Source organism: Pseudomonas sp. BF-RE-25 (assembly GCF_019956105.1).
In the GTDB taxonomy this organism is placed as follows: domain Bacteria; phylum Pseudomonadota; class Gammaproteobacteria; order Pseudomonadales; family Pseudomonadaceae; genus Aquipseudomonas; species Aquipseudomonas migulae.
This window is the reverse complement of the sequence record NZ_JAHBDB010000022.1, coordinates 115,475-141,221: the sequence shown is the minus strand read 5'-3', so window position 1 is coordinate 141,221 and position 25,747 is coordinate 115,475. Positions and strand designations below refer to the sequence as shown.

The following is a 25,747-nucleotide window of genomic DNA, read 5'->3' as shown; positions in this document are numbered from 1 at the left end:
TGACGCGGTCAAACGCCGGACACAAAAAAAGCGTCCCAAGTGGACGCTTTTTTTATGCGCGCGATTCGCTTACTTCAGCGTAACCGTACCTTTCATCATCGAAATGTGGCCCGGGAACGAGCAGAAGAAGCCGTATTTCTCGGCAGCATCAAGCTTGGACACATCGAAGGTCACCGAATCGGTTTCCTTGGAGCCGATGATTTTGGTGTGGGCGATAATGCGCGCATCACCTTCTTTCAAGTAGTTCTTGTCGATGCCGGCAGACAGGCCATCGGTAGCGATCGGCTGCATGTCCGCTTCTTTGCTCAGCACCCAGTTGTGGCCCATGACGTTTTTCGGCAGGTTGCCGGAGTGGGTCAGTTCAACGGTAAAGGTCTTGCAGCTTTTGTCGATTTCGATGGCCTTGGTGTTGAAGGCCATTTGGTCGGTGGAATCGATGGTCGTCTTGCACTCGGCAGCCATCAATTGACTGCTGGCCAGTGTCAGCAGGGATACCGCAACAAGTTTGGCAAACATGGTGAATCTCCAAGGCAGGGTTAACAAAAGTGCGAATGGACAGAAGACTGCCTGAAAACTTCGCAAGTTCCTATGACCTGAATCAAAAATTGTATACAACTTTCGGGCTATGACACCTATCGAAACAATCTACCAGCCAGACGTCTAGGGCGGCCCTATCATCAGGTCGTCATCACTTATACGGAGCGTCTGTCATGTCCATCAATAGTCTGTTGTGCAGTTTGCTCGCCGCTTACGCCTGTGGCGCCAGTGGCACCTGTGAAACGTCCCGGCGTGAAGTTTAGACCTTGGAGCATAGCGCCTCTGCCTTTACTCTGTGGCCATCCTGACCATGGAGTAAGGCATGTCTTTAGCGTCCGTTTGTGTATTTTGCGGTGCCAGCACCGGCACCAACCCGGCTTATCGTGAAGCGGCTGTCGCCCTCGGGCGAGCGTTGGCCGAGCGCAAGCTGACCCTGGTCTATGGCGGCGGTGCCGTCGGGCTGATGGGGATCGTCGCCGACGCCGCACTGGCGGCCGGCGGTGAAGTGATCGGGATCATCCCGCAAAGCCTCAAAGACAAGGAAATCGGTCACAGCGGCCTCACGCGCCTGGAAGTGGTCGACGGCATGCATGCGCGCAAGGCGCGGATGGCCGAGCTCAGCGACGCCTTTATCGCGCTGCCCGGTGGCCTGGGCACTCTGGAAGAACTGTTCGAAGTCTGGACCTGGGGCCAGCTCGGCTACCACGGCAAACCGCTGGGACTGCTGGAAGTGAACGGTTTCTACAGTAAATTGACCGGTTTTCTTGATCATATCGTCGGCGAAGGCTTCGTTCGCGAAGCACACCGTGACATGCTGCAAGTGAGCGAATCGCCGCACACCCTGCTCGATGCACTGGACGCCTGGCAGCCCTCGGTACTGCCAAAATGGGCCGAGCAAAAACCCAGCTAACGGCTAGGCACCGATACAGGGCAGAATATGCGCCGCTCAACCTCACCTTCGACCCCAGAGGATCGCCCATGGCTAAACCTAATTATTCCTTCGCCAAACGTCAGAGAGACTTGGCCAAGGAGCAGAAGAAAGAGGAAAAGCTTCAGCGCAAGAAAGCTTCAGCTGAAGAAGACGCCGCCGCACTGAACCCGGAAGCAGACGGTGAAGTGACCGCAGAAAGTGATGTTGAAGCACCGAAAGATCAGGCGCCCGACGCCTGAGACCCTCAGGGCCCGATGATCTGATCAGGCCCACCGGATCTGTGTCCCGTGTAGGAGCGAGCTTGCTCGCGAAGATATCGAAGACAGCGCGTTTTTCCAGACAGGACGCGTCATCGTTGACGTCCATCGCGAGCAAGCTCGCTCCTACAGGGTGGATCTTTGTTACTCCAGTGGCATCACGGTGACCCGAACTTCCGGATCGTGATTTCCGCCCCCCAGAATCACCCCGCGCAACGGCGATACATCAGAAAAATCCCGGCCCCAGGCCAGGGTGATGTGTTCGAGTGCCGGTTGCACATTGTTGGTCGGATCGAAATCCACCCAACCCAACACCGGGCAAAACACTGAAACCCAGGCGTGTGATGCATCGGCACCGATCAGCCGCGGCTGGCCCGGTGGCGGCTGAGTCAGCAGGTAGCCGCTGATGTAACGCGCCGCCAACCCACGGGACCGCACGCACGCGAGCATCAGGTGAGCGAAGTCCTGGCACACCCCGCGACGGCGCTCCAGCACTTCCACCAGAGGCGTTGCCACTTGAGTGGCTTCGGCGTCGAAGGTGAATTCGCTGAAGATTTTTTCCATCAACGCCTGGACGCCTAGCAACAGCGGCCGCCCCGCTGGAAAACAACTTTCCGAGAATTCGACGAAGTTGCGCTTCAAATGCACATAGGGCGATTCAAACCGGTAACGACACGCTTCGAGCACGTCGGACGAAAGCGGCTGGCTGCTGTAGGTCAGTGCGTTGCGGGTTTCCTCCCAGGCCGGCGATTGATTGAAATCCAGCGTAGGCCGGGCCAGCACTTCGACGGTAAGACTGGCATTAACCAGTAACTCATCGTGAGGCCGCTCGAACGCCAGCCGGGTCAGTGGGTTGCCGAATACATCCAGTTCGTCGCGGCGCGCCGTCGGGTCCGGGCTGATCTGCAATTGTTGCGCAGTACAACGCTGCCAGGCGCACGAGCGCGGCCATAGATGCGCCAACTGCTGAGCGAGGGACACCGGGCTGTCGTAGTGATAATGGGTGTCATGGAAAATCTGGTAATGAGCGCTCATCAGACGGACACCGTGCGTTGGCTGACATCATCGACGTGGGCGAAATGGCGCAATGCCAAACGATCCGACACCTGCCCGCTCGCATCGGCGATCTCTTGCAGCAGGTCGGCCAGGCCATTGATGGCGGCGCGTACGCTGGCTTCACCGAACAGCGAATTCTCCAGACACCCCAGATCAAAGCGCGCCAGACGCTCCACCAGAAACGGCAAGCCGGCTTCGCGCGGCACAGCAAAATCATCGTTCAAACGTTTTAGGGTGCGGGTCACCAGCTTCAACTGGAACAGCACCGCGTGCGGGTTTTGTTCGTCGAGCAGCAACAGGTCCAGCACCGGAATCAATTGCGCCACCGCCAGATACCGCGAGCGGTAGGTGATGCTGCTGTTACCCAGCTCCAGCAGCCACTCCAGCCCGGCCTGATCAAAGGCGCCACTACCGCGCAGAAACGCCGCGAGGCTGCCGCTGAGAAATTGCAGGCGTTCGATCCGTCGACCGATCATCAGGAAGCGCCAGCCTTCGTCACGGGTCATGTCGTCCAGCGCAAAACCCGACAGCGCCGCCAGCGACATCACCAGACGGTTGAGAAAATCCAGCAACTCGCCGAAATCCGGTTCTTCGGTTTCCAGCTCGACGGCCTCGCGCTGCAACTCCACCAGCGCCTGCCAGTTTTCCCGCGAGAGCTTGCCGCGCACTTGCGACGCCGCCCACTGCAAGCGCTGCAGGTTGGAACGCAGGCTGAACGGCCAGTCGTCACCAAGTAGCGCCGCCAACAACCGTTCAGGCAGCTCGCCTTCTTCGGGCAGCAACATCAACCGTTCACCCAGATCGACCGCGGCGTCCAGCGCTTGCGGGTCATCGCCATCGACGTAGCGCGCCAGCATGATCCGCAGCAACCGCGCACTGTCATCGCAGCGCTCACAGTAACGGCCGAACCAGAACAGGTTTTCCACCACCCGCGACGGCAAATACGGATCGCGTCGCACCAGGTCGTGCACGCCAATGTTGCGCTGGGCTTTCCATTGTTCGCCGCTGGGTGGCCGGTCCCCCAGCACCCAAGTGTCCTTGCTCGCACCGCCGCGTTGCATCGACACCACTTCAGCGTCGGCCTCGGCGGCCACCCGGGTCAAACCGCCGGGCAGAACCCGATACCCGTCGCGACTCGCCACTGCGTACACGCGCATGCCGATGGCTCGGGGTTGCAACTGGCCACCCTCGGCCTGCCAGATCGGCGCCTGGGACAATTGCGCAAGTTCTTGCGCCACATAGGCATAAGGTCGTGCCTGCATGCGCTCGGAAAGCGCCAGACGCTGTTTTTCACTCAAATCGCGGCCAAACACCGGCGCGAAGCTCTGTGAGGGGAACGCAGGCTTGATCAGCAATTCCGGCAGTTTTTCCAGCGCCTGGGCCAGCACCGGCGCTTCGCCGCACCACCACGTGGCGATAGAGGGCAGGATCAACTCTTCGCCGAACAGGAATTGATTGATCTTCGGCAGGAAGCCCAGCAACCCCGGCGATTCCAGCACGCCGCTGCCGAGCGTGTTGGCCACCAGCACCCGCCCTTGTCGCACGGCTTCGAGCAGGCCCGGCACACCGAGCGCCGAGTCGGTGCGCAGCTCCAGCGGATCACAGAAGTCGTCGTCGAGCCGGCGCATGATCGCGTGGACCCGACGCAGGCCGCTCAAGGTTTTCAGGTAAACCGTGGCATCGCGCACCGTGAGGTCGCCGCCCTCCACCAACGGATAACCGAGTTGCCGCGCCAGATACAGGTGTTCGAAATAGCTTTCGTTAAAACGCCCCGGTGTCAGCAGCACCACCAATGGCACTTCATCGTCGCTTGGCGCCTGACGGGCCAGGGTTTCCTGAAGCGTGCGGAAGAACCCGGCCAGATGCTGCACCTTCAAATCACGGTACAACTCGGGAAAGGCCCGGGACACGATCGTGCGGTTTTCCAGGGCGTAACCGGCGCCGGACGGTGCCTGGGTCCGATCCGCCGTCACCCACCAGCGACCGTCGGGCGTGCGCGCCAGATCCACGGCATACAGATGCAGAAAGGCCCCGTCGGGCGGCGAGATGCCCTGACAGGGCCAGAGGAAGTTGTTGTGGCCGAATACCAGCTCAGCCGGCAACAAGCCTTCAGCGATCAACCGCTGCGGGCCGTACAAGTCCGCCAGCACAGCATTCAACAGTCGAGCCCGCTGGGCGATGCCGGCCGACAAGTGCTCCCATTCATCCGCAGCGATCACGTGCGGCAGCAAGTCCAGCTCCCACGGCCGGTCGGCCCCCTTGGGATCGGCATAGACGTTGTAGGTCACGCCGTTTTCCTGGATCTGCCGGGTCAGCAGTGCCTGACGCTGCACCAGCTGCGCGGGCGTGCTGCGTTGCAACTGGTCGAACAGCCGACGCCAGTGCGGGCGTACGGCGCCACTGTCGTCGAGCAGTTCGTGATAAGTGCCCGCCGTCAGCGGGTAGCGGTCAAGCAGGTCAGGCATGGAAAGCTCGGCAGACAGCAAGGAACGGTCAGACTAACGCACGCTCATGACGCCCGGATATACGAAAAATCCGAGCGTCGCGTACGGTTTAGAAACGTCGCAAATCGAGAGTCATCGGCAGCTCGTCGTTTATTTCCAGAATCGGTATAGGAAGTTTCCCTGGGCTGTGTCCGATGCGGAAGAAACGCGCCATCCTCCGACTCTCGGCTTCATTGGCGTTCACCGGCAAGCTGTCATAGTTGCGCCCGCCCGGATGGGCGACGTGGTACTGACAGCCGCCCAGCGAGCGCTGCATCCAGGTGTCGAGCAGGTCGAACACCAGCGGTGCATGGACCGGGATCGTCGGTTGCAGACAGTTGGCCGGCTGCCAGGCACGAAAGCGCACGCCTGCAACGAACTCGCCAACCCGACCGGTCGGCTGCAAAGGCACCGGAACGCCGTTGCAGGTCAGCAAATAGCGCTGCGGTGCCAGGCCGGTGAGTTTCACCTGCAAGCGCTCCAGGGAAGAATCCACGTAGCGCACCGTGCCGCCGACCGCGCCCTCTTCGCCCAGTACATGCCAAGGCTCCAGCGCCTGACGCACTTCCAGTTCGATGCCGCTGACGGCGTAATCGCCGACCTTGGGAAAACGGAATTCCAGATGCGCCGCGAACCACTCAGCCCGCACCGGATAACCCGCGGCATTGAGGTCGACGATCACATCAGCGAAATCCTGCTCGATAAAGTGTGGCAACAGGAACCGGTCGTGCAATTCCGTGCCCCAGCGCGCCAGTTTCGGCGGCGCATAAGGCTCGCGCCAGAACCGCGCAACCAGCGCTCGCAGCAACAACTGTTGCGCAAGGCTCATGCGCGCGTGGGGCGGCATTTCAAAAGCGCGCAACTCCAGCAAGCCAAGGCGCCCCGTTGCGCCATCGGGTGAATAAAGCTTGTCGATGCAGAATTCGGCGCGATGAGTGTTACCCGTCACGTCTATCAACAGGTTGCGCAGCAGCCGGTCGACCAGCCACGGTGCGCATTCTTCGCCGGGTGAAGGCATCTGGGCGAAGGCGATTTCCAGCTCGTACAACGCATCATTGCGCGCTTCATCGACGCGCGGCGCCTGAGACGTCGGGCCGATGAACAATCCGGAAAACAGGTAGGACAACGACGGGTGGTTATGCCAGTAACTGATCAGGCTGCGCAGCAAATCGGGACGGCGCAGAAACGGTGAGTCAGCCGGTGTCGCGCCGCCCAGTACGAAATGGTTACCGCCGCCGGTGCCGGTGTATCGGCCGTCGATCATGAATTTTTCAGTGGTCAGCCGCGTCTGGCGCGCTTCTTCGTAGAGAAACTCGGTGCGCTCCACCAGTTCATCCCAGGTGGCGGACGGCTGCACGTTGAACTCGATCACGCCCGGATCTGGGGTGATGCGGAAGTTGCTCAGGCGCGGATCGCTTGGCGGTTCATAGCCTTCCAGCAGCACCGGACAATGCAGTTCCTCTGCCGTGGCCTCGATTGCAGTGACCAGCTCCAGATAATCCTCGACCCGCTCCAGCGGCGGCATGAACAAGTACAACCGCCCCTCCCGCGCCTCGGCGCAGAACGCGGTGCGCGTCAGCCAATCGGCGGATTCGTCGATTTTCAGATCACGCTCGACCGCTTCGGCCGCGGCGGCGGGGCGGCTCAACTGCTGAGTATCCGGGAGCGTCGGGAATTCCTGATTGGGATCGTTGGGGTAGATGAACGGATACTCGGCGGCTTTCACCCACGGCTGCGAGCCCAGCGGCAAGCGATAACCCAGTGGCGAATCGCCCGGCACCAACCGGCAGTGCTCGTCGCGCAGGTACCAGCGGCCGCTTTGCCACTGATCGCCCTTGGCCGTGCGCGCCAGTGGCAACACCTGGCCGATCACTTTATCCAGCCCCTGACTGAAGACTTTGCGCAGTCGCGCACGCTCCAAGGGTTCTTCCAGACGCGAATCTTCGGCGCTGACGTTCTGCGGCAAAGTGCCTTCGCGCCAGAGGTAATAGAAATTGTCTTCGTAGGCTGGGAACACAAAGCGTGTCGGAATTTTCAGGCGTTCGGCGACACTCGCCAGAAAACGCCCGGCCAGTTCGCCATCGGCGCCGTAGTCTTCTTGCTCATCGGCAATCAGCGCGCTGTTGTGCCAGATCGGCACACCATCGCGACGCCAGTAGCAGTTCAGCGACCAGCGCGGCAGTTGCTCGCCGGGGTACCACTTGCCTTGACCGAAGTGCACCAGCCCTTTGGGTGCGTAATGTTTGCGCATTCGCTGGAACAGCTCGGCGGACAAACGCCGTTTGTCTGGCCCCAGCGCGGCGGTGTTCCACTCGGCGCCGTCCGGATCGTCGATGGAGACGAAGGTCGGCTCGCCGCCCATGGTCAGGCGTACGTCGCCTTCCAGCAGGTCGGCATCAATCTGCCGGCCCAGCGCCTGGATCGCCAGCCATTGATCTTCGGTGTAGGGCTTGGTGACGCGCGGCGCCTCCCAAATCCGCTCAACGGACATTTCGTGGGTGAATTCGCACTCGCACGGTTCCACCAGGCCACTGATCGGTGCCGCAGAGCCCGGATCGGGACTACACGCCAACGGAATGTGTCCTTCACCGGCAAACAGGCCTGAGGTCGCGTCCAGGCCGATCCAGCCGGCACCGGGTAAATAGACCTCGCACCAGGCGTGCAAATCGGTGAAATCCACGTCGGTGCCCGACGGGCCGTCGAGGCTTTTGACGTCAGCGGTCAGTTGAATCAGATAGCCGGAGACAAAACGCGCCGCCAGACCCAGGTTGCGCAGCAGCTGCACCAGCAGCCACGCCGAGTCGCGGCAGGAACCGGAGGCATGTTCGAGTGTGTGTTCGGGCGTTTGTACGCCCGGCTCCATGCGAATCAGGTAGCCGATGTCCTCGCTCAGGCGCTGATTGAGCGCGACGAGGAAATCCACACTGGGCAGCGGCGTGCGGTCGATGCCGTCCAGATAGGCCTTGAATTTCGGCGTCAGCGGCAGGGTTTCCAGGTACGGCGCCAGTTCCTTGCGCTCGTCCGCGGCGTAGGCAAACGGGATTTTTTCCGCGTAGGGTTCGAGGAAGAAGTCGAACGGATTGAACACGGCCATTTCCGCCAGCAGATCGACCTCGATCCGCAGTTCCTCGGTTTTCTCCGGGAACACCAGACGCGCCAGGTAATTACCTTGGGGGTCTTGCTGCCAGTTAATGAAGTGCTGCTCGGGCGAGACTTTCAGCGCATACGACAGTATCCGCGTACGACTGTGGGCGGCCGGGCGCAGGCGAACAATCTGCGGACCGAGCTCGACAGCGCGGTCGTAGCGGTAATGCGTGACGTGGTGCAATGCGACATGAATCGACACGGCGTGCCTCCTGCGAGCCTTAAGCGTATTCGAAAGCGCGCAAGACTTATGCCATCCAGTGGCGCTGGCGCTTTCTCCGGTTGCTTGAGGCAGTACAGCACCAAAATCGGGCGATGCAGGAAATTGGTTTGGGGGCGTTGCACGCAAATGTGGCGACCAGTGGGCTGTCAGCTGGAATGGGCTGCGGCTGTACTGGCCTCATCGCGAGCAGGCTCGCTCCCACAATGAACTCTGTCGTTCAAAAATTCTGCATCCAAAGAAAAACCTGTGGGAGCGAGCCTGCTCGCGATGAGGCCAGTAGCTACAACCCATTATCTGACTTTGAAAACGCCCGCTTGGTTGCCGCACACAAAAACGCCAACCCGAAGGTTGGCGTTCTGTTCAGCTCAAGTGAGGCTTAGCGCGGCACAACCGGCTTGCGCGCAGGCTTCGGCCCTTTGCCTTTGGCTGCATCCTTGCGCTCCTTGGCCGCCTGCTGGTTGCGGGCGAATGCCGCTGCCTTGGCCTGTTCACGCTTGTCCCACGGGTTACCGCCATCGCTGGCACGTGGTGGCAGACCGGTGTGCTGGGTCAGGATCTTGGTGGTCTTCTCACCCGCGACCTTGTGACTGCCGGCCGGCGTCGAGTTTTTGCGACGGGCGCTCTGGTAGCTGTCGGTCGCTGGCTGATGCAGCGGGATCAACTGGTTCTTGCCCGGCCCGATCAAGTCGGCGCGGCCCATACGGGTCAGCGCTTCACGCAACATCGGCCAGCCTTTCGGGTCGTGGTAACGCAAGAACGCCTTGTGCAGACGACGCTGCTCTTCGCTCTTGACGATGGTCACGGCGTCGCTCTTGTAAGTGACCTTGCGCAGCGGGTTCTTGCCCGAGTGGTACATCGCGGTGGCGGTGGCCATCGGCGACGGGTAGAACGCCTGCACCTGGTCGGCACGGAAGCCGTTGCCCTTGAGCCACAGGGCCAGGTTCATCATGTCTTCGTCGGTCGTGCCCGGGTGAGCGGCAATGAAGTACGGAATCAGGTACTGCTCTTTCCCGGCTTCCTTGGAGTACTTCTCGAACATGCGCTTGAACTTGTCATAGCTGCCGATGCCCGGTTTCATCATCTGATTGAGCGGACCTTCCTCGGTGTGTTCCGGGGCGATCTTCAAGTAACCACCGACGTGGTGGGTCACCAGCTCCTTGACGTATTCCGGCGACTCGACGGCGAGGTCGTAGCGCAGACCGGAAGCGATCAAAATTTTCTTCACACCCGGCAACGCACGGGCGCTGCGATACAGCTGGATCAGCGACGAGTGGTCGGTGTTCAGGTTCGGGCAGATGCCTGGGAACACGCACGATGGCTTGCGGCACGCGGATTCGATTTCCGGGCTCTTGCACGCGATGCGGTACATGTTCGCGGTCGGGCCTCCGAGGTCGGAAATGACGCCGGTGAAACCAGGCACCTTGTCGCGGATCTCTTCGATTTCGCGAATGATCGACTCTTCGGAACGGTTCTGGATGATCCGGCCTTCGTGCTCGGTGATCGAGCAGAAGGTGCAGCCGCCGAAGCAGCCACGCATGATGTTCACCGAGAAGCGGATCATGTCGTAGGCAGGGATTTTTTCCTTACCGTACGCCGGGTGCGGAATACGTGCGTAAGGCATGCCGAACACGTAGTCCATTTCTTCGGTGGTCATCGGAATCGGCGGCGGGTTGAACCAGACGTCGACTTCGCCGTGCTTCTGCACCAGCGCGCGCGCGTTGCCCGGGTTGGTTTCCAGGTGCAGCACGCGGTTGGCGTGAGCATAAAGCACCGCATCGCCACGGACCTTCTCGACCGACGGTAGACGGATAACCGTCTTGTCACGGGTCATTTTCGGGCTGGCCAGAATCTGCACGACTTTGGCTTCGCTCGGGTCTTCAACCGGCCCCTTTTCCTGCTCGATGGCGCAGGCCTGGGTGTCCTGAGTGTTCACGTACGGGTTGATGATCTTGTCGATCTTGCCCGGACGGTCGATGCGCGTGGAGTCGACTTCGTACCAGTCCTTCGGCGTATCGCGACGGATGAACGCGGTGCCGCGCACATCGGTGATGTCTTCGATCTTGTGACCGTAGGACAGACGCTGGGCGACTTCGACAATCGCACGTTCGGCGTTGCCGTAGAGCAGGATATCGGCGCAGGCGTCGATCAGGATCGAGTTGCGCACCCGGTCCTGCCAGTAGTCGTAGTGGGCGATGCGGCGCAGGGACGCTTCGATGCCACCAAGTACGATCGGCACGTTCTTGTAGGCTTCCTTGCAGCGCTGGCTGTAAACCAGGCTCGCGCGATCCGGACGTTTGCCCGCCAGGCCACCGGGGGTGTAGGCGTCGTCGGAGCGGATCTTCTTGTCGGCGGTATAGCGGTTGATCATCGAGTCCATGTTGCCGGCCGCGACACCGAAGAACAGGTTCGGCTCGCCGAGCTTCATGAAGTCGTCTTTGGACTGCCAGTTCGGCTGGGCAATGATCCCGACGCGGAAGCCTTGGGACTCCAGCAGCCGGCCGATGATCGCCATGCCGAACGACGGATGGTCAACGTAGGCATCACCGGTGACGATGATGATGTCGCATGAATCCCAGCCAAGCTGATCCATCTCTTCCCTGCTCATTGGCAGGAATGGCGCTGGACCGAAGCATTCGGCCCAGTACTTGGGATAGTCAAATAACGGCTTGGCTGTTTGCATGACGATGACCGGTGTTGAGATGAAAAATCGCGGGCGCGGAATATAGCACAAAAAACGACCAATTCCGACGGTTATAGTCGGAAATTGCTTTGCGCTCTATGTAGGAGCGAGCCTGCTCGCGATGGACGTCAACGATGACGCGCCCTTCCAGAATGAACTCGGCGCTCTCACGTTTTTCGCGAGCAGGCTCGCTCCTACAGAAGATTACTCGTCGTCGAAGTTGTAGCTACCCGGCGCCAGGTTTTCGAAACGGGTGTACTTACCGATGAACGCCAGTCGCGACGTGCCGATCGGGCCGTTCCGCTGCTTGCCGATAATGATTTCGGCGATGCCTTTGTGTTCGGTTTCCGGGTGATAAACCTCATCCCGGTAAACGAACATGATGACGTCGGCATCCTGCTCGATCGCTCCGGATTCCCGGAGGTCGGAGTTGATCGGCCGTTTGTTCGGTCGTTGCTCCAGGGAGCGGTTGAGCTGGGACAGCGCCACCACCGGGCAATTGAATTCCTTGGCCAGGGCCTTCAAGGAACGCGAGATCTCGGAAATCTCGTTGGTCCGGTTGTCACCACCGGAGCCCGGAATCTGCATCAATTGCAGGTAGTCGATCATGATCAGGGCGACATCGCCATGCTCACGCACCAGACGCCGGGTCCGCGCGCGCATTTCCGACGGACTGATGCCCGCCGTATCGTCGATGAACAGCTTGCGGTCGTTGAGCAGGTTGACCGCCGATGTCAGGCGCGGCCAATCGTCGTCGTCCAGGCGACCGGCACGGACCTTGGTCTGGTCGATACGGCCGAGGGACGACAACATACGCATGATCAGCGATTCGCCTGGCATCTCGAGCGAGTAAACCAGTACGCACTTGTCGCTGCGCAACACGGCGTTTTCCACCAGGTTCATCGCAAAGGTGGTTTTACCCATCGACGGACGGCCAGCGACGATGATCAAGTCGGCCGGCTGCAGGCCGCTGGTCTTCTCGTCGAGGTCGGTGTAACCGGTGGACAAGCCAGTGATGGCGTTATCGGTGTTGAACAAGGTGTCGATGCGGTCGATGGCCTTGGTCAGCAGGTCATTCACGCTCACCGGGCCGCCGGTTTTAGGCCGGGCCTCGGCGATCTGGAAGATCTGCCGCTCGGCTTCGTCGAGAATCTCTTCAGCCGTGCGACCTTCCGGGTTGAAGGCGCTGTCGGCAATCTCGGTGGCGATACCGATCAACTGCCGCAACGTCGCTCGCGCGCGAACAATCTGCGCATACGCCTTGATGTTGGCGACGGACGGCGTGTTTTTCGCCAGTTCACCGAGGTAACCGAGGCCACCGACCTGCGAGGTCTGACCTTCCTTGTCCAATTGCTCGGCAAGGGTCACGACGTCGATCGGGGAGTTCTGGTCGGCGAGTTTGGCGATCGCGCGGAAAATCAGGCGGTGGTCATGTCGATAGAAATCGCCGTCGGAGACTTGATCAAGCACGCGCTCCCAGGCGTTGTTGTCCAGCATCAAACCACCGAGCACAGCCTGTTCGGCCTCGATGGAATGCGGCGGCACCTTCAGGGAAGCGGTTTGCAGATCGTATTGCTCGGGAGCGGAGATATCGTTCATGGCCACTTGAATAGTTGTGAAAATCAGGAACTGCAGAAAGACAAAGGGCACGACCTGTAAACAGGATCGTGCCCGATGTTACCGGCAAGCACCCGAGGGTGCCAGCCGACAAGTGCTGCTTAAGCTGCTACCACGACAACGCGTACGGTGGCTTCAACTTCGGCGTGCAGGTGCACGGCTACGTCGAATTCGCCTACGTTGCGGATGGTGCCGTTCGGCAGACGAACTTCGCTTTTTGCAACTTCAACGCCAGAGGCGGTCAGTGCATCAGCGATGTCGTGAGTACCGATCGAACCGAACAGCTTGCCTTCGTCACCAGCGGTGGCAGTGATAGTCACTTCCAGCTCAGCCAGTTGGGCGGCACGGCTTTCAGCCGAAGTTTTACGGTCTGCTGCGGCTTTTTCCAGCTCAGCACGACGCTCTTCGAACGCAGCCAGGTTGGCTGGGGTCGCGGCGGTAGCTTTGCCGTAAGGCAGCAGGTAGTTACGACCGTAACCAGCCTTAACGTTTACTTTGTCACCCAGGTTGCCCAGGTTGGTGACTTTTTCCAGAAGGATCAGTTGCATGTGAAAATCCTCTTAACTTTTAACCTTCACCGTTCGCGCTATCGACGTCTTTCGGCGTCGAACGACCGCGAAAATCAATCAGGCTGTCGACGATGGCCAGGACCACCAGCAACGGATAGATCAGCTGCATGAACAGCAACAGCGTGACGTACAACCCCACCAGCCAGAATCTGGCCAGTCGCTTTTGCGCCACCAGCCCGTGAATCAGGGCCAGCCCGGCGAACACCAGCGGTACACTGCACAACGGCGTCAACATGGCCATCTGCGGGCCGATGTTCGGCCCCAGAAGCATGAACGCCAGCAGTAACATCGCCAGCCCCAGCGGGAATCGGATGGCGCGAAATTCGCGACCAAAACCACCCGGGTTGTACAACAACGCCTGCCAGTAGCGCCCGACAATCAGGCTCAGCACACTGACGATTTGCAACAAGGCCGCAATCAGGCCAGTCAGGACCGGTGCAATCAGGGACGCAAAATGCGCTTGCTCGTCTACCGACAACTTCTGGTAGACATCACCGAGTAGCGACGGCATGACCTTTATCAAGGCCTGCGCCAGCATCTCGATTTGGGGAGCAAAAACTGTCCCCAGCACCACTGCAAACACCACTCCCATCGCTATGCTGACCAGCAGCACGCGGTTCCAGGACTCGCTTGCGCGCAAAACCAACGCAAGGCTCGAAGACCCCAGCAGCACCAGAAGTGCCCGTGGGTCATCGGAGTAAAGCCACCAGATCAACGCCGGCAGCAGTCCCAGAGCAAGCACGCCAAGGGCGTCCTTCAATCCGCGCCGCAGGAGCACAAGGCATCCGGCGGCAGCACCCAACCAATACAACAACGGCAATGTTGCGCATCCAGCCACTACGAGAGTGGCCTGCATACGGCCGCGCATGATGAACTCAGCTATGGCACGCATGCATTCAATCCTTTGCTACGTGTCGACTGCCCGGTCTCAGCGGCCGTGGCTGTCGGTGTAGGCCAGCAGGGCCAGGAAGCGGGCGCGCTTGATAGCGGTGGCCAGCTGACGCTGATAACGAGCTTTGGTACCGGTGATGCGGCTTGGAACGATTTTGCCGGTCTCGGATACGTAGGCTTTCAGAGTGTTGAGATCTTTGTAATCGATCTCTTTCACGTCTTCAGCGGTGAAGCGGCAGAATTTACGACGACGGAAGAAACGTGCCATGTAATAGGCTCCTCAAAAGGTCCGTGGATTACTCGTCAGCGTTATCGCTGTTGTCGCTGTCATCACCATCAACGCCTTCGGCGTCGGAGTGCTCAGGACGGTCGCGACGCTCACGGCGCTCACTGCGGTTTTCTTCAGCCTTGAGCATCTCGGATTGGCCGGTAACGGCTTCTTCGCGACGGATGACCAGGTTACGGATCACTGCATCGTTGTAGCGGAAGTTGTCTTCCAGCTCGGCCAGGGCCTTGCCAGTGCACTCAACGTTCAGCATCACGTAGTGAGCCTTGTGAACATTGTTGATTGCGTAGGCCAGTTGACGACGGCCCCAATCTTCCAGACGGTGGATTTTGCCGCCGTCTTCTTCGATCAGCTTGGTGTAACGCTCAACCATGCCGCCGACTTGCTCGCTTTGATCCGGGTGGACCAAAAAGATGATTTCGTAATGACGCATGAATGCTCCTTACGGGTTGTAGCCTGCCGCTCAAAAGCGGTCAGACAAGGAGTGAATGACACTTATGGACTTGCTTGCGATAGACACATGCGTGCCTGCCGTCACAGCAAGGGGCGCAATTGTAGAGAAGGGACAGAAGAGGTGCAAGGCAATTGGTGATTATTTGAACAGTTCGTTCGCACACACTCTTTGGCCTCACCACAAACCACTGTGGGAGCGAGCCTGCTCGCGATGAGGGCGCAACATTCAATATTTATGCTGAATGTTACAACGCCATCGCGAGCAGGCTCGCTCCCACAGGGATTACATCCAGATCAGGACTTTTTGGCGGATCCGGCGGCTTTTACGCTGCGCTGGCGCTGCGCTTCGAACAGGCAGACGCCGGTCGCCACGGAAACGTTGAGACTGCTGACGCTGCCGGTCATCGGCAGGTGCACCAGGTAGTCGCAAAGATCGCGGGTCAGGCGACGCATGCCGCTGCCTTCCGCACCCATGATCAGGATGGTCGGCCCGGTCATGTCTTGCTGATACAGGCTCTGCTCGGCTTCGCCCGCCGTACCGACAACCCACAAGCCGCGCTGCTTGAGTTTTTCCAGGGTGCGCGCAAGGTTGGTTACGGCGACCAACGGAATCACTTCCGCCGCGCCACACGCAACCTTTCGTACCGTCGGGGTCAGCGTGGCCGACTTGTCTTTCGGCACGATCACCGCCAGCGCACCGGCCGCATCGGCCGAACGCAGGCAAGCGCCAAGGTTGTGCGGATCGGTCACGCCGTCGAGCACCAGCAACAGCGGTGCACCATCGGTGCGATCGAGCAGCTCGTCGAGCATTGCCTCGCCCCAGACCTGGCTCGGACTCACGTCCGCCACCACGCCCTGGTGCACGCCTTCAACCCAGGCATCCAGCTCGCGACGTTCGGCATTGCCGACGGCTACGCGGTTTTCGGCCGCGAGCGCGATCAGCGTCTGAACCCGCGGATCACTGCGGCCTTCCGCCAGCCAGATCTGCTTGACGCGTTTCGGGTGGTGACGCAGCAATGCTTCTACCGCATGCACGCCGTAGATTTTTTCCAACTGACTCATGACTTGGCCTTAGGTTTACGCGCCCCGCCGCTTTTGGCTGGGGCCGAGCCCGCTTTCGGCGGGCCTTTACGGTGTTTGCTCGGTTTGCTGCCGGGAGCCTTGTCAGGCGCCGACCGTCCGGTCTTTCCCCCAGACGCCGCTTTACCACCGCTTTTCGCTTCAGACAGCAACGCCTGCTTCATTTCACGGCTTTTGCGCAGCTCAGCATTTTTCGCTGCCGCATCGCTTGGGCGATAGGCTTCGACCGCTTTTTCCTTGGCAGGACGACGACCGGTTTTCGCCGGTGCCGGCTCTGCTGCGGTCTTGCCAGCAGGTGCAGCGGTTTCAGTCCCGCGCTTCTTGCGGCCGATCGGTGCGCTGATGGTTTTTTCAGCCATCTCGAAGTCGATCTTGCGCTCGTCGAGGTCGACGCGCATGACGCGCACTTCAACGGTGTCGCCAAGGCGGAAGCTGCGACCGGTACGTTCACCGGCGAGGCGGTGATGCACAGGGTCGAAGTGGTAGTAATCGCCCGGCAGCGCGGTGACGTGCACCAGGCCTTCGACGTAGATATCGGTCAGCTCGACGAACAGGCCAAAACCGGTGACGGCGGTGATCACACCCGGGAACGACTCGCCCACGCGGTCTTTCATGAACTCGCACTTGAGCCAGTTCACTACGTCGCGGGTCGCTTCGTCGGCACGGCGCTCGCTCATCGAGCACTGCTCGCCGAGTTGCTCCAGCGCAGCTTCGTCGTATGGATAGATGCGCGCCTTCGGAATGGTCATCGCGCCGGCACGGCGAACGTGCGGGGTGTCCATTTTCGAATGAATGACACTGCGGATCGCCCGATGCGTGAGCAAGTCCGGGTAGCGGCGGATCGGCGAAGTGAAGTGGGTATAGGCTTCGTAATTCAGGCCGAAGTGACCCTGGTTATCAGCGCTGTACACCGCCTGACTCAACGAACGCAGCATGACGGTCTGGATCAGATGGAAATCCGGACGGTCCTTGATGCTTGCCAGCAAGGCCTGGTAATCCTTCGGCGACGGGCCGTCCTTGCCTTTGTGCAGGGACAGGCCGAGTTCGCCAAGGAAGGCGCGCAGCTTTTCCAGACGCTCCGGTGGCGGACCATCGTGGACGCGATACAGCGCTGGAATTTCATGCTTCTTGAGGAATTCGGCAGTGGCCACGTTGGCCGCCAGCATGCATTCCTCGATCAGCTTGTGCGCATCGTTGCGCACGGTCGGACGGATTTCGGCAATCTTGCGCTCAGAACCGAAGATGATCCGGGTTTCCTGCGTTTCGAAATCGATCGCGCCACGCACATGACGGGCCGCCAACAGCACCTTGTACAGCGAATACAGCTGCTTGAGGTGTGGCAGAACGTCGGTGTATTCGCCACGAAGCTGACGCGCTTCGGTAACTTTCGGCGTCTCCAGCATGGTGCTGACTTTGTTATAGGTCAGACGGGCATGGGAGTGAATCACTGCTTCGTAGAAGCAGTAGTCGGTCATCTCGCCGGATTTGGAGATGGTCATCTCGCAGACCATGGCCAGACGATCGACATGTGGATTCAGCGAGCACAGGCCGTTGGACAGCTGCTCAGGCAGCATCGGCACTACGCGCTCCGGGAAGTAAACGGAGTTGCCGCGAACCTGGGATTCGTTGTCCAGCGCGGAACCGATTTTCACGTAGCTGGAAACGTCGGCAATCGCCACGTACAACTTCCAGCCACCGGAGAACAGGCGCAGCTTGCCCGGTTTGGCTTCGCAGTAGACCGCGTCATCGAAGTCGCGCGCATCTTCACCGTCGATGGTCACGAACGGCAGATGGCGCAGGTCGATGCGCTTCTCTTTGTCTTTCTCTTCGACTTCCGGCTTGAGCTTGGCGGCTTCTTTCAAGACCGCTTCAGGCCAGACGTGCGGAATATCGTAGGTGCGCAGGGCGACATCGATTTCCATGCCCGGCGCCATGTAGTTGCCCACGACTTCGACCACGTCGCCTTGCGGCTGGAAGCGTGGCGTCGGCCAGTGAGTGATCTTCACTTCGACGAACTGACCGACTTTGGCGTTGGCATTGCGCCCCGGCGTCACCAGCACTTCTTGCTGGATCTTCGGATTGTCCGCCACCACGAAGCCGATACCGCCCTCTTCGAAGTAACGGCCAACGATGGTTTCGTGAGCGCGGGAGACCACTTCGACAATCATGCCTTCGCGGCGACCGCGACGGTCCAGACCGGAAACACGAGCCAGCGCACGGTCGCCATCGAACACCAGACGCATTTGCGACGGGCTCATGAACAGGTCGTCACTGCCGTCGTCCGGGACCAGGAAGCCGAAGCCGTCACGGTGACCGCTGATGCGGCCCAGGATCAGGTCGAGCTTGTCCACCGGCGCATACGTGCCACGACGGGTATAGATGAGTTGAGCGTCGCGCTCCATGGCGCGCAGGCGGCGGCGCAGGGCTTCGATCTGGTCTTCTGTGATCAGACCAAACTCTTCGACCAGTTGCTCGCGGTTAGCAGGCGAACCCCGATCAGCAAGGTGCTGAAGGATCAGTTCGCGGCTAGGAATAGGGTTTTCATATTTTTCCGCTTCACGAGCGGCCTCGGGATCGAGGGACTGCCAATCGGCCATTAGAGAGTTTTCACCTTGTCTATATGCGGGTTAGTTTGGCATAGGCGTAATGAAACGGGAAATTTCAGGCTACGAGAGCCCATCTAAAGCCCTTTATCGACAGCGCAAAGCTGATTTAAATGCCGCTGGTAAAATTTTCCAGGTTTTTTTGACGCTGGGGGTTTACAGTTAAAAAGGCGCTCCGTATAGTGCGCGCCATCGACGACGGAGACGTTGCCGATACTGCCCAGATGGTGAAATTGGTAGACACGCCAGCTTCAGGTGCTGGTGACCGCAAGGTCGTGGAAGTTCGAGTCTTCTTCTGGGCACCAATTCAGAGCTTGAGATTAGATCAATTTCAAGGCTCGCACAAAAACCCGCGAAAGCGGGTTTTTTGCATTCTACGGTTCTGATTTATTAAAACCAAATCAGGGGTTTACAGATCAAACTGCTCTCCGTATAGTGCGCCACATCAACAGCGGCAACGCTGAAGATTATGCCCAGATGGTGAAATTGGTAGACACGCCAGCTTCAGGTGCTGGTGACCTTACGGTCGTGGAAGTTCGAGTCTTCTTCTGGGCACCAATTCAAATTTCAGAGCTTGCTCTGGAATTTCACAAAAACCCGCGAAAGCGGGTTTTTGCGTTTCTGGCATTCTAAAAACCACACAACCCCTGTAGGAGCGAGCCCGCTCGCGATGAACTCACAGGCACCGCGTTTAGCCAGACAACACGCGTCATCGTTCACGTCCATCGCGAGCAGGCTCGCTCCTACAGGAGTCAGGCCACCCTCCGCAAGGCGCACTTGAGAAACAATATCGTTTATCATTGTTTCAAGTTTTTGCAATGCGACAGTGAGGAACCCTGCGAATGACGTTTCGAAATACCCTGCGCCGCGGCCTGACCATCACCCTGCTCGGCCTGGCACTCGCTACCCCCCTCACCCAGGCTGCTGATCCAGTTTCCCTGACACTCTACAACGGTCAACACAAGGAAGTCGGCGACGCCGTCGCCAAAGCTTTCGAAGCCAAGACCGGCATCCACGTCAACGTGCGCAAAGGCAGCAGCAACCAGCTTGCCAGCCAAGTCGTCGAAGAAGGCGATCGCTCCCCGGCCGACGTGATCTACACCGAAGAATCGCCACCGCTGAACAAACTCGGCGAGCAAGGCCTGCTGGCACAAACCGATGCCACCACCCTCGCCGTGCTGCCAAAAGACTACGTCGCCGGTAATGGCACCTGGATCGGCATCACCGCGCGAGTCCGCGTGGTTGCGTTCAACCCCAAACTGATCGATGAAAAAGACCTGCCCAAATCGGTGATGGAATTCTCCGACCCGAAATGGCAAGGCAAGGTTGGCTTCGTGCCCACCAGCGGCGCGTTCCAGGAACAGGCCGTGGCAATCATCAAAGTGCACGGCATGGATGCAGCCGAAGAATGGCTGACCGGCTTGCGCGCATTCGGCAAGACCTACAGCAACAACATGGTCGCTTTGAAAGCCGTGGAGAACGGCGAAGTCGCGACTGTGCTGGTGAACAACTACTACTGGTTCGCCCTGCAACGCGAAAAAGGCCAGCTGGACTCGAAACTGCATTACTTCACCGGCGGCGACGTCGGCGGGTTGATCACCGTTTCCAGCGCTGCCGTGCTGAAGTCCAGCAAACACCCAAAAGAAGCCCAGCAATTCCTCGCCTACATGGCCAGCGAAGAAGGTCAGCGCGTGATCACCCAGACCACCGCCGAATACCCACTGCACAAGGGCATGGAATCGGACCGCGGCCTCAAGCCGTTCAGCGAGCTTGAAGCACCGAAAGTCACGCCAGCCGACCTCGGCAACGCCGAAGAAGCCCTGGACCTGGAACGCGACGTTGGCTTGAACTGATGAGCGCACCGCTATCTGCACCAGCCATGCGCGGAAGCTACGTGCCACGGCGCAAGCGGCCGTCGATCTGGCTGCTGCTGCCGGTTTTGCTGTTGGTACTGCTCAGCGTGTTGCCGCTGGTGTATGTCGGGCTCAAGACCTGGCAAGCCGGCTGGGCCCAGGCATTGCATTTGCTGTGGCGGCCCTACGTGTTTGGCTTGCTGCGCAACACCCTGGAGCTGATGGTCGGCGTAACGGTCGCCTGTGGCGTGATCGGTTTGTCGCTCGCCTGGCTGCTGGAACGCAGCAATCTGCCAGGCCGTCGATTGTGGGGCGTGATCCTGTGCTTGCCGTTTGCGGTGCCGGCGTTTGTCAGCAGCTTTACCTGGGTCTCGCTGAGTGCGCACTTCGAGGGTTTGGGCGGGGCGATTCTGGTGATGACCCTGTCCAAGTACCCGCTGATTTTTCTGCCGGTGGCGGCGACTCTGCGCAATCTCGACCCCTCGCTTGAGGAGTCCGCACGCACGCTCGGGCAGAATCGCTGGGGCGTGTTTTTCAGGATCACCCTGCCACTGCTATGGCCGTCGCTGCTCGCCGGTTCACTGCTGATCGCATTGCACATGCTCGTTGAGTTCGGCGCGTTGTCGATTATTGGCTTGCAGACATTCACCACGGCGATCTATCAGCAATTCGAACTGGAATTCAGCAATGCCAATGCGGCGATGCTTTCCGCTGTGTTGCTCGCGCTGTGCCTGATGCTGTTGTGGCTTGAGCTGCGAGCCCGCGGCAAAGGTCGGCACGTGCGCACCGGCCAGGGCGCGGCGCGGCAGGCGGAACAGGTGCAGCTGGGACCCTGGGCGGCTGTTGGGCAGATTTACTGTCTGGCACTGGCGATCATCGGCAGCGGCATTCCACTGGGGATGCTGGTGTACTGGCTGGCGGTAGGTTCGTCGGCAGCGTTTCCGGTGGCGGCGATCAGCGAGGCGCTGCTGTCGTCCCTTGCGCTTTCGCTGGGTGGCGCCGCGCTGTGCCTGGTATTGGCGGTGCCGGTGGGCTTGTTGGTGGTGCGCTATAAAGGCCAATTGGCGATCTGGGCCGAGCGCTTGCCGTACCTGTTGCATGCGCTGCCGGGACTGGTGATTGCGCTGACGCTGGTGTATTTCGCCCTGCACTATGTGCCGGCGCTGTACCAGACATCGGCGTTGCTGCTGATCGCTTATGCGCTGCTGTTTCTACCCTTGGCGCAGGCACCGATTCGCACGGCACTGAACAAAGCTGCTCCACAGCTGGAAGAAGCGGCTCGCACGCTGGGCGCCTCGTCGTTCAGCGCGTTTTGTCGGGTGACGCTGCCGATCATCTTCCCGGCGTTGGGCGCGGCGTTTGCGCTGGTGTTTCTGGATGCGATGAAGGAGCTGACAGCGACGCTGCTACTGAGTCCGACCGGGCTCAATACGCTGGCGACAGAGGTTTGGGCGCATACCGCGAATGTGGAGTTTGCGGCGGCGGCGCCTTATGCGGCGTTGTTGATATTGGTGTCGGGATTGCCCGTGTACCTGCTAACAACCCGGATGTATTTGAGCCGTTGAGACCCCTTCGCGAGCAAGCCCGCTCCCACATTAGACCGCGACTCTCCAGATGGAATGCGTTCGAATGTGGGAGCGGGCTTGCTCGCGAAGAGGCCCGTTAAAACAATCCATCAGGCCCTGAACTGCCCCAGGCTCGCCTTGAGCTGCGCCGCGAGGCCATCCAGCACTTTGCCGCTAGCCGTAGTTTCCACCACCGCCTGAGCCGCCTTCTCAGCCTGCGCATGAATGGTTTCAACCCGGCCCCGCACCGCTTGCGCACCTTGCGCCTGATGAGCCGCTGCTTGCGTCGCCAGACCAATCGCCGCATGCACCTGCTCGACCGACACCTGCACCGATTGCTGCAACTGCGCACTGTCACGCAACACCAGCAAACCTTCGCTGGCCTGACGCCCGGCCTGGCCGATCACTTCCACCGCCTCACGCGCACCTTGCTGCAACGCCACGATGTGCGCCTGAATGTCGCCCGTGGAACTCTGGGTCTTGCTCGCCAGCGCCCGCACTTCGTCCGCCACTACGGCAAAGCCGCGACCGGTCTCACCGGCACGCGCCGCTTCGATGGCAGCGTTCAGTGCCAGCAGGTTGGTTTGCTCGGCGATCCCGTGAATCACGGTCAGCACCACTTCAATCTGCTCACTTTGCTGCGCCAGTCGCTCGATGACTTTCGCGCCGGTATCGACTTGCCCAGCCAACGCTTCGATCAGGCTGCCGACCTTCGCTGAGGTCCGGGTGTTTTCATCGGTGGCCGAACGGATGTCCACCACTTGCTTCAAGGCTGCCTGCATGGCGTGGCTTTCGGACTGTGCTTCATCAGCCATTTGCGACAGCGCGCGCAGGCTCTCGGCCACTTCGTCACGCTGCATGCCCGCCGCCGCATCGGCACCAGCGTTACGCAGGGTCATGGCGCCGATTTCCACGCCGGTACGCTGGGCCACATCGCCCGCTTCGCGCACGATCGGCTGCAACTTATCCACAAACCGATTGACCGCCGAGGCCATATCGCCGATTTCGTCCTTGCTGTTGATCTGTACGCGCTTGGTCAGGTCGCCCTCGCCCGCCGCCAGGTCGTCCATCGCGGCAATCAGTAGCTTCAAGCGATTGACTACGCGCCGACCCAAAACGACCGCCAGCAACAGCAGCACACCGCAACCGACCAGTGCCAGGCCCATACCGATGCGCCAGCGCAAGGTCGCCGCGGCTTCCTGCACGGTGCTGGTGGTGTTGGCTTTCATTTCCGAGGCGGTGGACTGAGCAGACGTCAGACGCGCCCGCATCGCCGTGGCGCTATCAGCCGCCGCGCCTTTGAGACTGTCGCCGACCAGTTGATCACTGCTGGAGATCAGTGCAGAGAAACGCTTGTCCAGGGCCACCAGATCGGTTTCCACCGAGGCGGTGGAGACGCCCATCAAGACTTTGCCGATTTCCACGCCATTAGGGTTGATCGAGGCTTCGACGTAGTAGACCGATGGATCGTTTTTCGCCGCATCCAACACTTTATCCAACGCACGCTCACCCTGGCCTTTCTCCAGAAGGGCCTTGTTGATCGGGTTTTCGCGGTTGAGGTAGCGCGTCAGGTGCTGCCCCGTTGCGTCGTCATAGATCACGAACAACACGTTGGGATTGCGCTGGGCCCGGCGGGCGAATTCGGACAGGGTGGGAACGTCACTGTCCCACATGGCGCGGGGCGCGACGGAGGCGAGAAGCTGCGCCATATCATTGGCGGAGTCCTTCAGGTCCTTTTCCAGGGTCGCACGCAGCTGCACCTGCTCGTCCTTCAGCCGCGAGGACAAACCGGCCGTGAGGCGCTGACGCGTGCTGGTGGAGAGGTTGTCGAGGCTCGACGTGACTTCACGCCCCGCCTGCTCCAGCTCGCCGGAAAGTTTTTGACTGTCGGCACCCAGGCGCACACCCAAATCAGCTTCCAGCGCAGTCACTGTGCTCCGCGTCAGAGCAACAGCCACCAGCACCTGCACCAAAAGGGCGATACCAAGGGTAACGAACACAGGCCGCAATAGACGGCTTTGTAACAATGAGAGAACCGCCGACACTTGATATCCCTCTGCATTGACGCCATTAAATTGATGGCACGCCAGAAGACGCGCTCTTAATGAAGATCACAGCAAAGGTCATGCCGTCCAACAGGCATAAACGACAAAGGGCCCGATTAAGGGCCCTTTGTTTTTTACATCAACGACTTATTAAGCGAACGGGTGACGCAGAACGATGGTTTCGTTGCGGTCCGGGCCCGTCGAAATAATGTCGATCGGTGCACCGATCAGCTCTTCGACGCGTTTGATGTAGGCGCGTGCGTTAGCTGGCAGCTCTTCCAGGGCTTTAGCACCCACGGTCGATTCGGTCCAGCCCGGCACTTCTTCGTACACAGGCTGCAGACCCACGTAGCTATCAGCATCAGTCGGGGCAACAGCGTTACCTTCGGCATCTTTGTAGCCGACGCAGATGTTGATGGTTTCCAGACCGTCGAGTACGTCCAGCTTGGTCAGGCAGATGCCCGAGATGCTGTTCACATCGATAGCGCGACGCAGGATAACAGCGTCAAACCAGCCACAACGACGAGCACGACCAGTAGTCGCACCGAACTCGTGACCTTGTTTGGCCAGGTGCGCACCGACTTCGTCGAACAGTTCAGTCGGGAACGGACCCGAACCTACACGCGTGGTGTAAGCCTTGGTGATGCCCAGGATGTAGTCCAGGAACATCGGGCCAACACCCGAACCGGTAGCAACGCCGCCAGCGGTGGTGTTAGAGCTGGTCACGTACGGGTAGGTGCCGTGGTCGATGTCCAGCAACGAACCTTGAGCGCCTTCAAACATGATGTCTTTGCCGGCGCGACGCAGGTCGTGCAGTTCGGCCGTCACGTCCAGCATCAGCGGTTTGAGCAGCTCAGCGTATTCTTTGCACTCAGCCAGGGTTTTTTCGAACTCGATGGCTGGCTCTTTGTAGTAACCCACCAGCATGAAGTTGTGGTAATCCACCAGTTCACGCAGCTTGTCTTCAAAGCGCGGCATGTTGAGCAGGTCGCCGACACGCAGGCCACGACGCGCAACCTTGTCTTCGTAGGCTGGGCCGATGCCGCGACCGGTCGTACCGATCTTCAGCTCGCCACGGGCCTTTTCACGGGCCTGGTCCAGCGCAACGTGGAAGGACAGGATCAGCGGGCAGGACGGGCTGATACGCAGACGCTCACGCACCGGTACGCCTTTCTCTTCCAGCTTGATGATTTCCCGCAGCAGAGCGTCGGGTGCAACCACCACGCCGTTACCGATCAGGCACTGCACGCCTTCGCGCAGCACGCCCGACGGGATCAGGTGCAAGACGGTTTTTTCGCCATCAATCACCAAGGTATGACCAGCGTTGTGGCCACCCTGGTAGCGCACTACGGCGGCAGCATGTTCGGTCAGCAGATCAACGATCTTGCCTTTGCCCTCATCACCCCATTGGGTGCCCAGGACTACGACATTCTTACCCATAACACTTGTCCTCATTCGCGCAAACTTGGTGCCG

The 25,747-nt window shown here is 59.9% G+C and carries 18 protein-coding genes and 2 tRNA genes; 6 read left to right on the top strand and 14 right to left on the bottom strand.

The features are described 5' to 3' along the window. Positions 1 to 69 precede the first annotated feature (69 nt). Positions 70 to 516 (bottom strand): azurin, encoded by a 447-nt coding sequence (azu, locus tag KGB24_RS12075; protein WP_008035372.1) that lies wholly within the window; start codon positions 514 to 516, stop codon positions 70 to 72. A 343-nt stretch (positions 517 to 859) separates the two neighbouring features. Between azu and KGB24_RS12070 the strand changes: the two genes are divergently transcribed. Then, entirely contained in the window at positions 860 to 1,447 is a 588-nt protein-coding gene (locus KGB24_RS12070; RefSeq protein WP_008035363.1) for a TIGR00730 family Rossman fold protein, read from the top strand. Positions 1,448 to 1,515: 68 nt separating this feature from the next. Beyond that, a complete protein-coding gene (locus tag KGB24_RS12065; RefSeq protein WP_008035362.1) occupies positions 1,516 to 1,707 on the top strand; it encodes a hypothetical protein in 192 nt (63 codons plus the stop codon). A 162-nt stretch (positions 1,708 to 1,869) separates the two neighbouring features. Here KGB24_RS12065 and KGB24_RS12060 read toward each other — a convergent pair whose 3' ends face one another. The 11 genes from KGB24_RS12060 to rnr all read right to left on the bottom strand — a co-directional run bounded on the left by KGB24_RS12060 (position 1,870) and on the right by rnr (position 18,804). Beyond that, positions 1,870 to 2,760 (bottom strand): transglutaminase N-terminal domain-containing protein, encoded by an 891-nt coding sequence (locus KGB24_RS12060; RefSeq protein ID WP_008035361.1) that lies wholly within the window; start codon positions 2,758 to 2,760, stop codon positions 1,870 to 1,872. Further along, complete coding sequence (locus KGB24_RS12055) at positions 2,760 to 5,246, bottom strand: circularly permuted type 2 ATP-grasp protein (RefSeq protein WP_223414879.1); 2,487 nt, start codon at positions 5,244 to 5,246, stop codon at positions 2,760 to 2,762. The genes KGB24_RS12060 and KGB24_RS12055 overlap by 1 nt, the downstream gene beginning before the upstream one ends. An 88-nt stretch (positions 5,247 to 5,334) precedes the next feature. Further along, complete coding sequence (locus tag KGB24_RS12050; protein ID WP_223414876.1) at positions 5,335 to 8,610, bottom strand: DUF2126 domain-containing protein; 3,276 nt, start codon at positions 8,608 to 8,610, stop codon at positions 5,335 to 5,337. A gap of 397 nt (positions 8,611 to 9,007) precedes the next feature. Next, positions 9,008 to 11,311, bottom strand: a complete 2,304-nt coding sequence (locus KGB24_RS12045) for a YgiQ family radical SAM protein (RefSeq protein WP_008035358.1) — start codon at positions 11,309 to 11,311, stop codon at positions 9,008 to 9,010. Between the two features lie 204 nt (positions 11,312 to 11,515). After that, positions 11,516 to 12,910: a replicative DNA helicase gene (gene dnaB / locus KGB24_RS12040; protein WP_008035349.1), complete on the bottom strand. Its 1,395-nt coding sequence runs from the start codon at positions 12,908 to 12,910 to the stop codon at positions 11,516 to 11,518. Positions 12,911 to 13,029: 119 nt separating this feature from the next. Continuing rightward, a complete protein-coding gene (gene rplI / locus KGB24_RS12035) occupies positions 13,030 to 13,476 on the bottom strand; it encodes a 50S ribosomal protein L9 (RefSeq protein ID WP_008035347.1) in 447 nt (148 codons plus the stop codon). A 19-nt stretch (positions 13,477 to 13,495) separates the two neighbouring features. Further along, positions 13,496 to 14,389, bottom strand: coding sequence for a hypothetical protein (locus KGB24_RS12030; protein ID WP_008035345.1), 894 nt, complete (start codon positions 14,387 to 14,389; stop codon positions 13,496 to 13,498). 36 nt (positions 14,390 to 14,425) lie between these two features. Then, positions 14,426 to 14,656 carry a 30S ribosomal protein S18 gene (rpsR, locus tag KGB24_RS12025; RefSeq protein WP_002551829.1) on the bottom strand — a complete coding sequence of 77 codons (231 nt, stop codon included), beginning with the start codon at positions 14,654 to 14,656 and terminating at the stop codon, positions 14,426 to 14,428. A gap of 28 nt (positions 14,657 to 14,684) precedes the next feature. After that, positions 14,685 to 15,107 (bottom strand): 30S ribosomal protein S6, encoded by a 423-nt coding sequence (rpsF, locus tag KGB24_RS12020; protein ID WP_008035342.1) that lies wholly within the window; start codon positions 15,105 to 15,107, stop codon positions 14,685 to 14,687. 314 nt (positions 15,108 to 15,421) lie between these two features. Then, on the bottom strand, positions 15,422 to 16,189 hold the full coding sequence (gene rlmB / locus KGB24_RS12015) for a 23S rRNA (guanosine(2251)-2'-O)-methyltransferase RlmB (RefSeq protein WP_207284729.1): 768 nt from the start codon (positions 16,187 to 16,189) through the stop codon (positions 15,422 to 15,424). Beyond that, positions 16,186 to 18,804, bottom strand: a complete 2,619-nt coding sequence (gene rnr / locus KGB24_RS12010) for a ribonuclease R (protein ID WP_223414874.1) — start codon at positions 18,802 to 18,804, stop codon at positions 16,186 to 16,188. Before rnr ends, rlmB begins: the two co-directional genes overlap by 4 nt. A gap of 224 nt (positions 18,805 to 19,028) precedes the next feature. On the opposite strand from rnr, the gene KGB24_RS12005 reads away from it, so the two are divergent. The 4 genes from KGB24_RS12005 to KGB24_RS11990 all read left to right on the top strand — a co-directional run bounded on the left by KGB24_RS12005 (position 19,029) and on the right by KGB24_RS11990 (position 22,228). Further along, a tRNA-Leu gene (locus tag KGB24_RS12005) sits at positions 19,029 to 19,115 on the top strand. Between the two features lie 166 nt (positions 19,116 to 19,281). Further along, positions 19,282 to 19,368 (top strand) — tRNA-Leu (locus tag KGB24_RS12000). Between the two features lie 284 nt (positions 19,369 to 19,652). Then, a complete protein-coding gene (locus KGB24_RS11995) occupies positions 19,653 to 20,663 on the top strand; it encodes an extracellular solute-binding protein (protein WP_223414872.1) in 1,011 nt (336 codons plus the stop codon). Beyond that, positions 20,663 to 22,228, top strand: a complete 1,566-nt coding sequence (locus tag KGB24_RS11990; RefSeq protein WP_008035330.1) for an ABC transporter permease — start codon at positions 20,663 to 20,665, stop codon at positions 22,226 to 22,228. The genes KGB24_RS11995 and KGB24_RS11990 overlap by 1 nt, the downstream gene beginning before the upstream one ends. A gap of 110 nt (positions 22,229 to 22,338) precedes the next feature. On the opposite strand, the gene KGB24_RS11985 is transcribed toward KGB24_RS11990, so the two are convergent. Together KGB24_RS11985 and KGB24_RS11980 are read right to left on the bottom strand one after the other, a co-directional pair. Beyond that, a complete protein-coding gene (locus tag KGB24_RS11985) occupies positions 22,339 to 24,273 on the bottom strand; it encodes a methyl-accepting chemotaxis protein (protein ID WP_192226926.1) in 1,935 nt (644 codons plus the stop codon). Positions 24,274 to 24,423: 150 nt separating this feature from the next. Beyond that, a complete protein-coding gene (locus tag KGB24_RS11980; protein WP_008035326.1) occupies positions 24,424 to 25,713 on the bottom strand; it encodes an adenylosuccinate synthase in 1,290 nt (429 codons plus the stop codon). Positions 25,714 to 25,747: the final 34 nt, after the last annotated feature.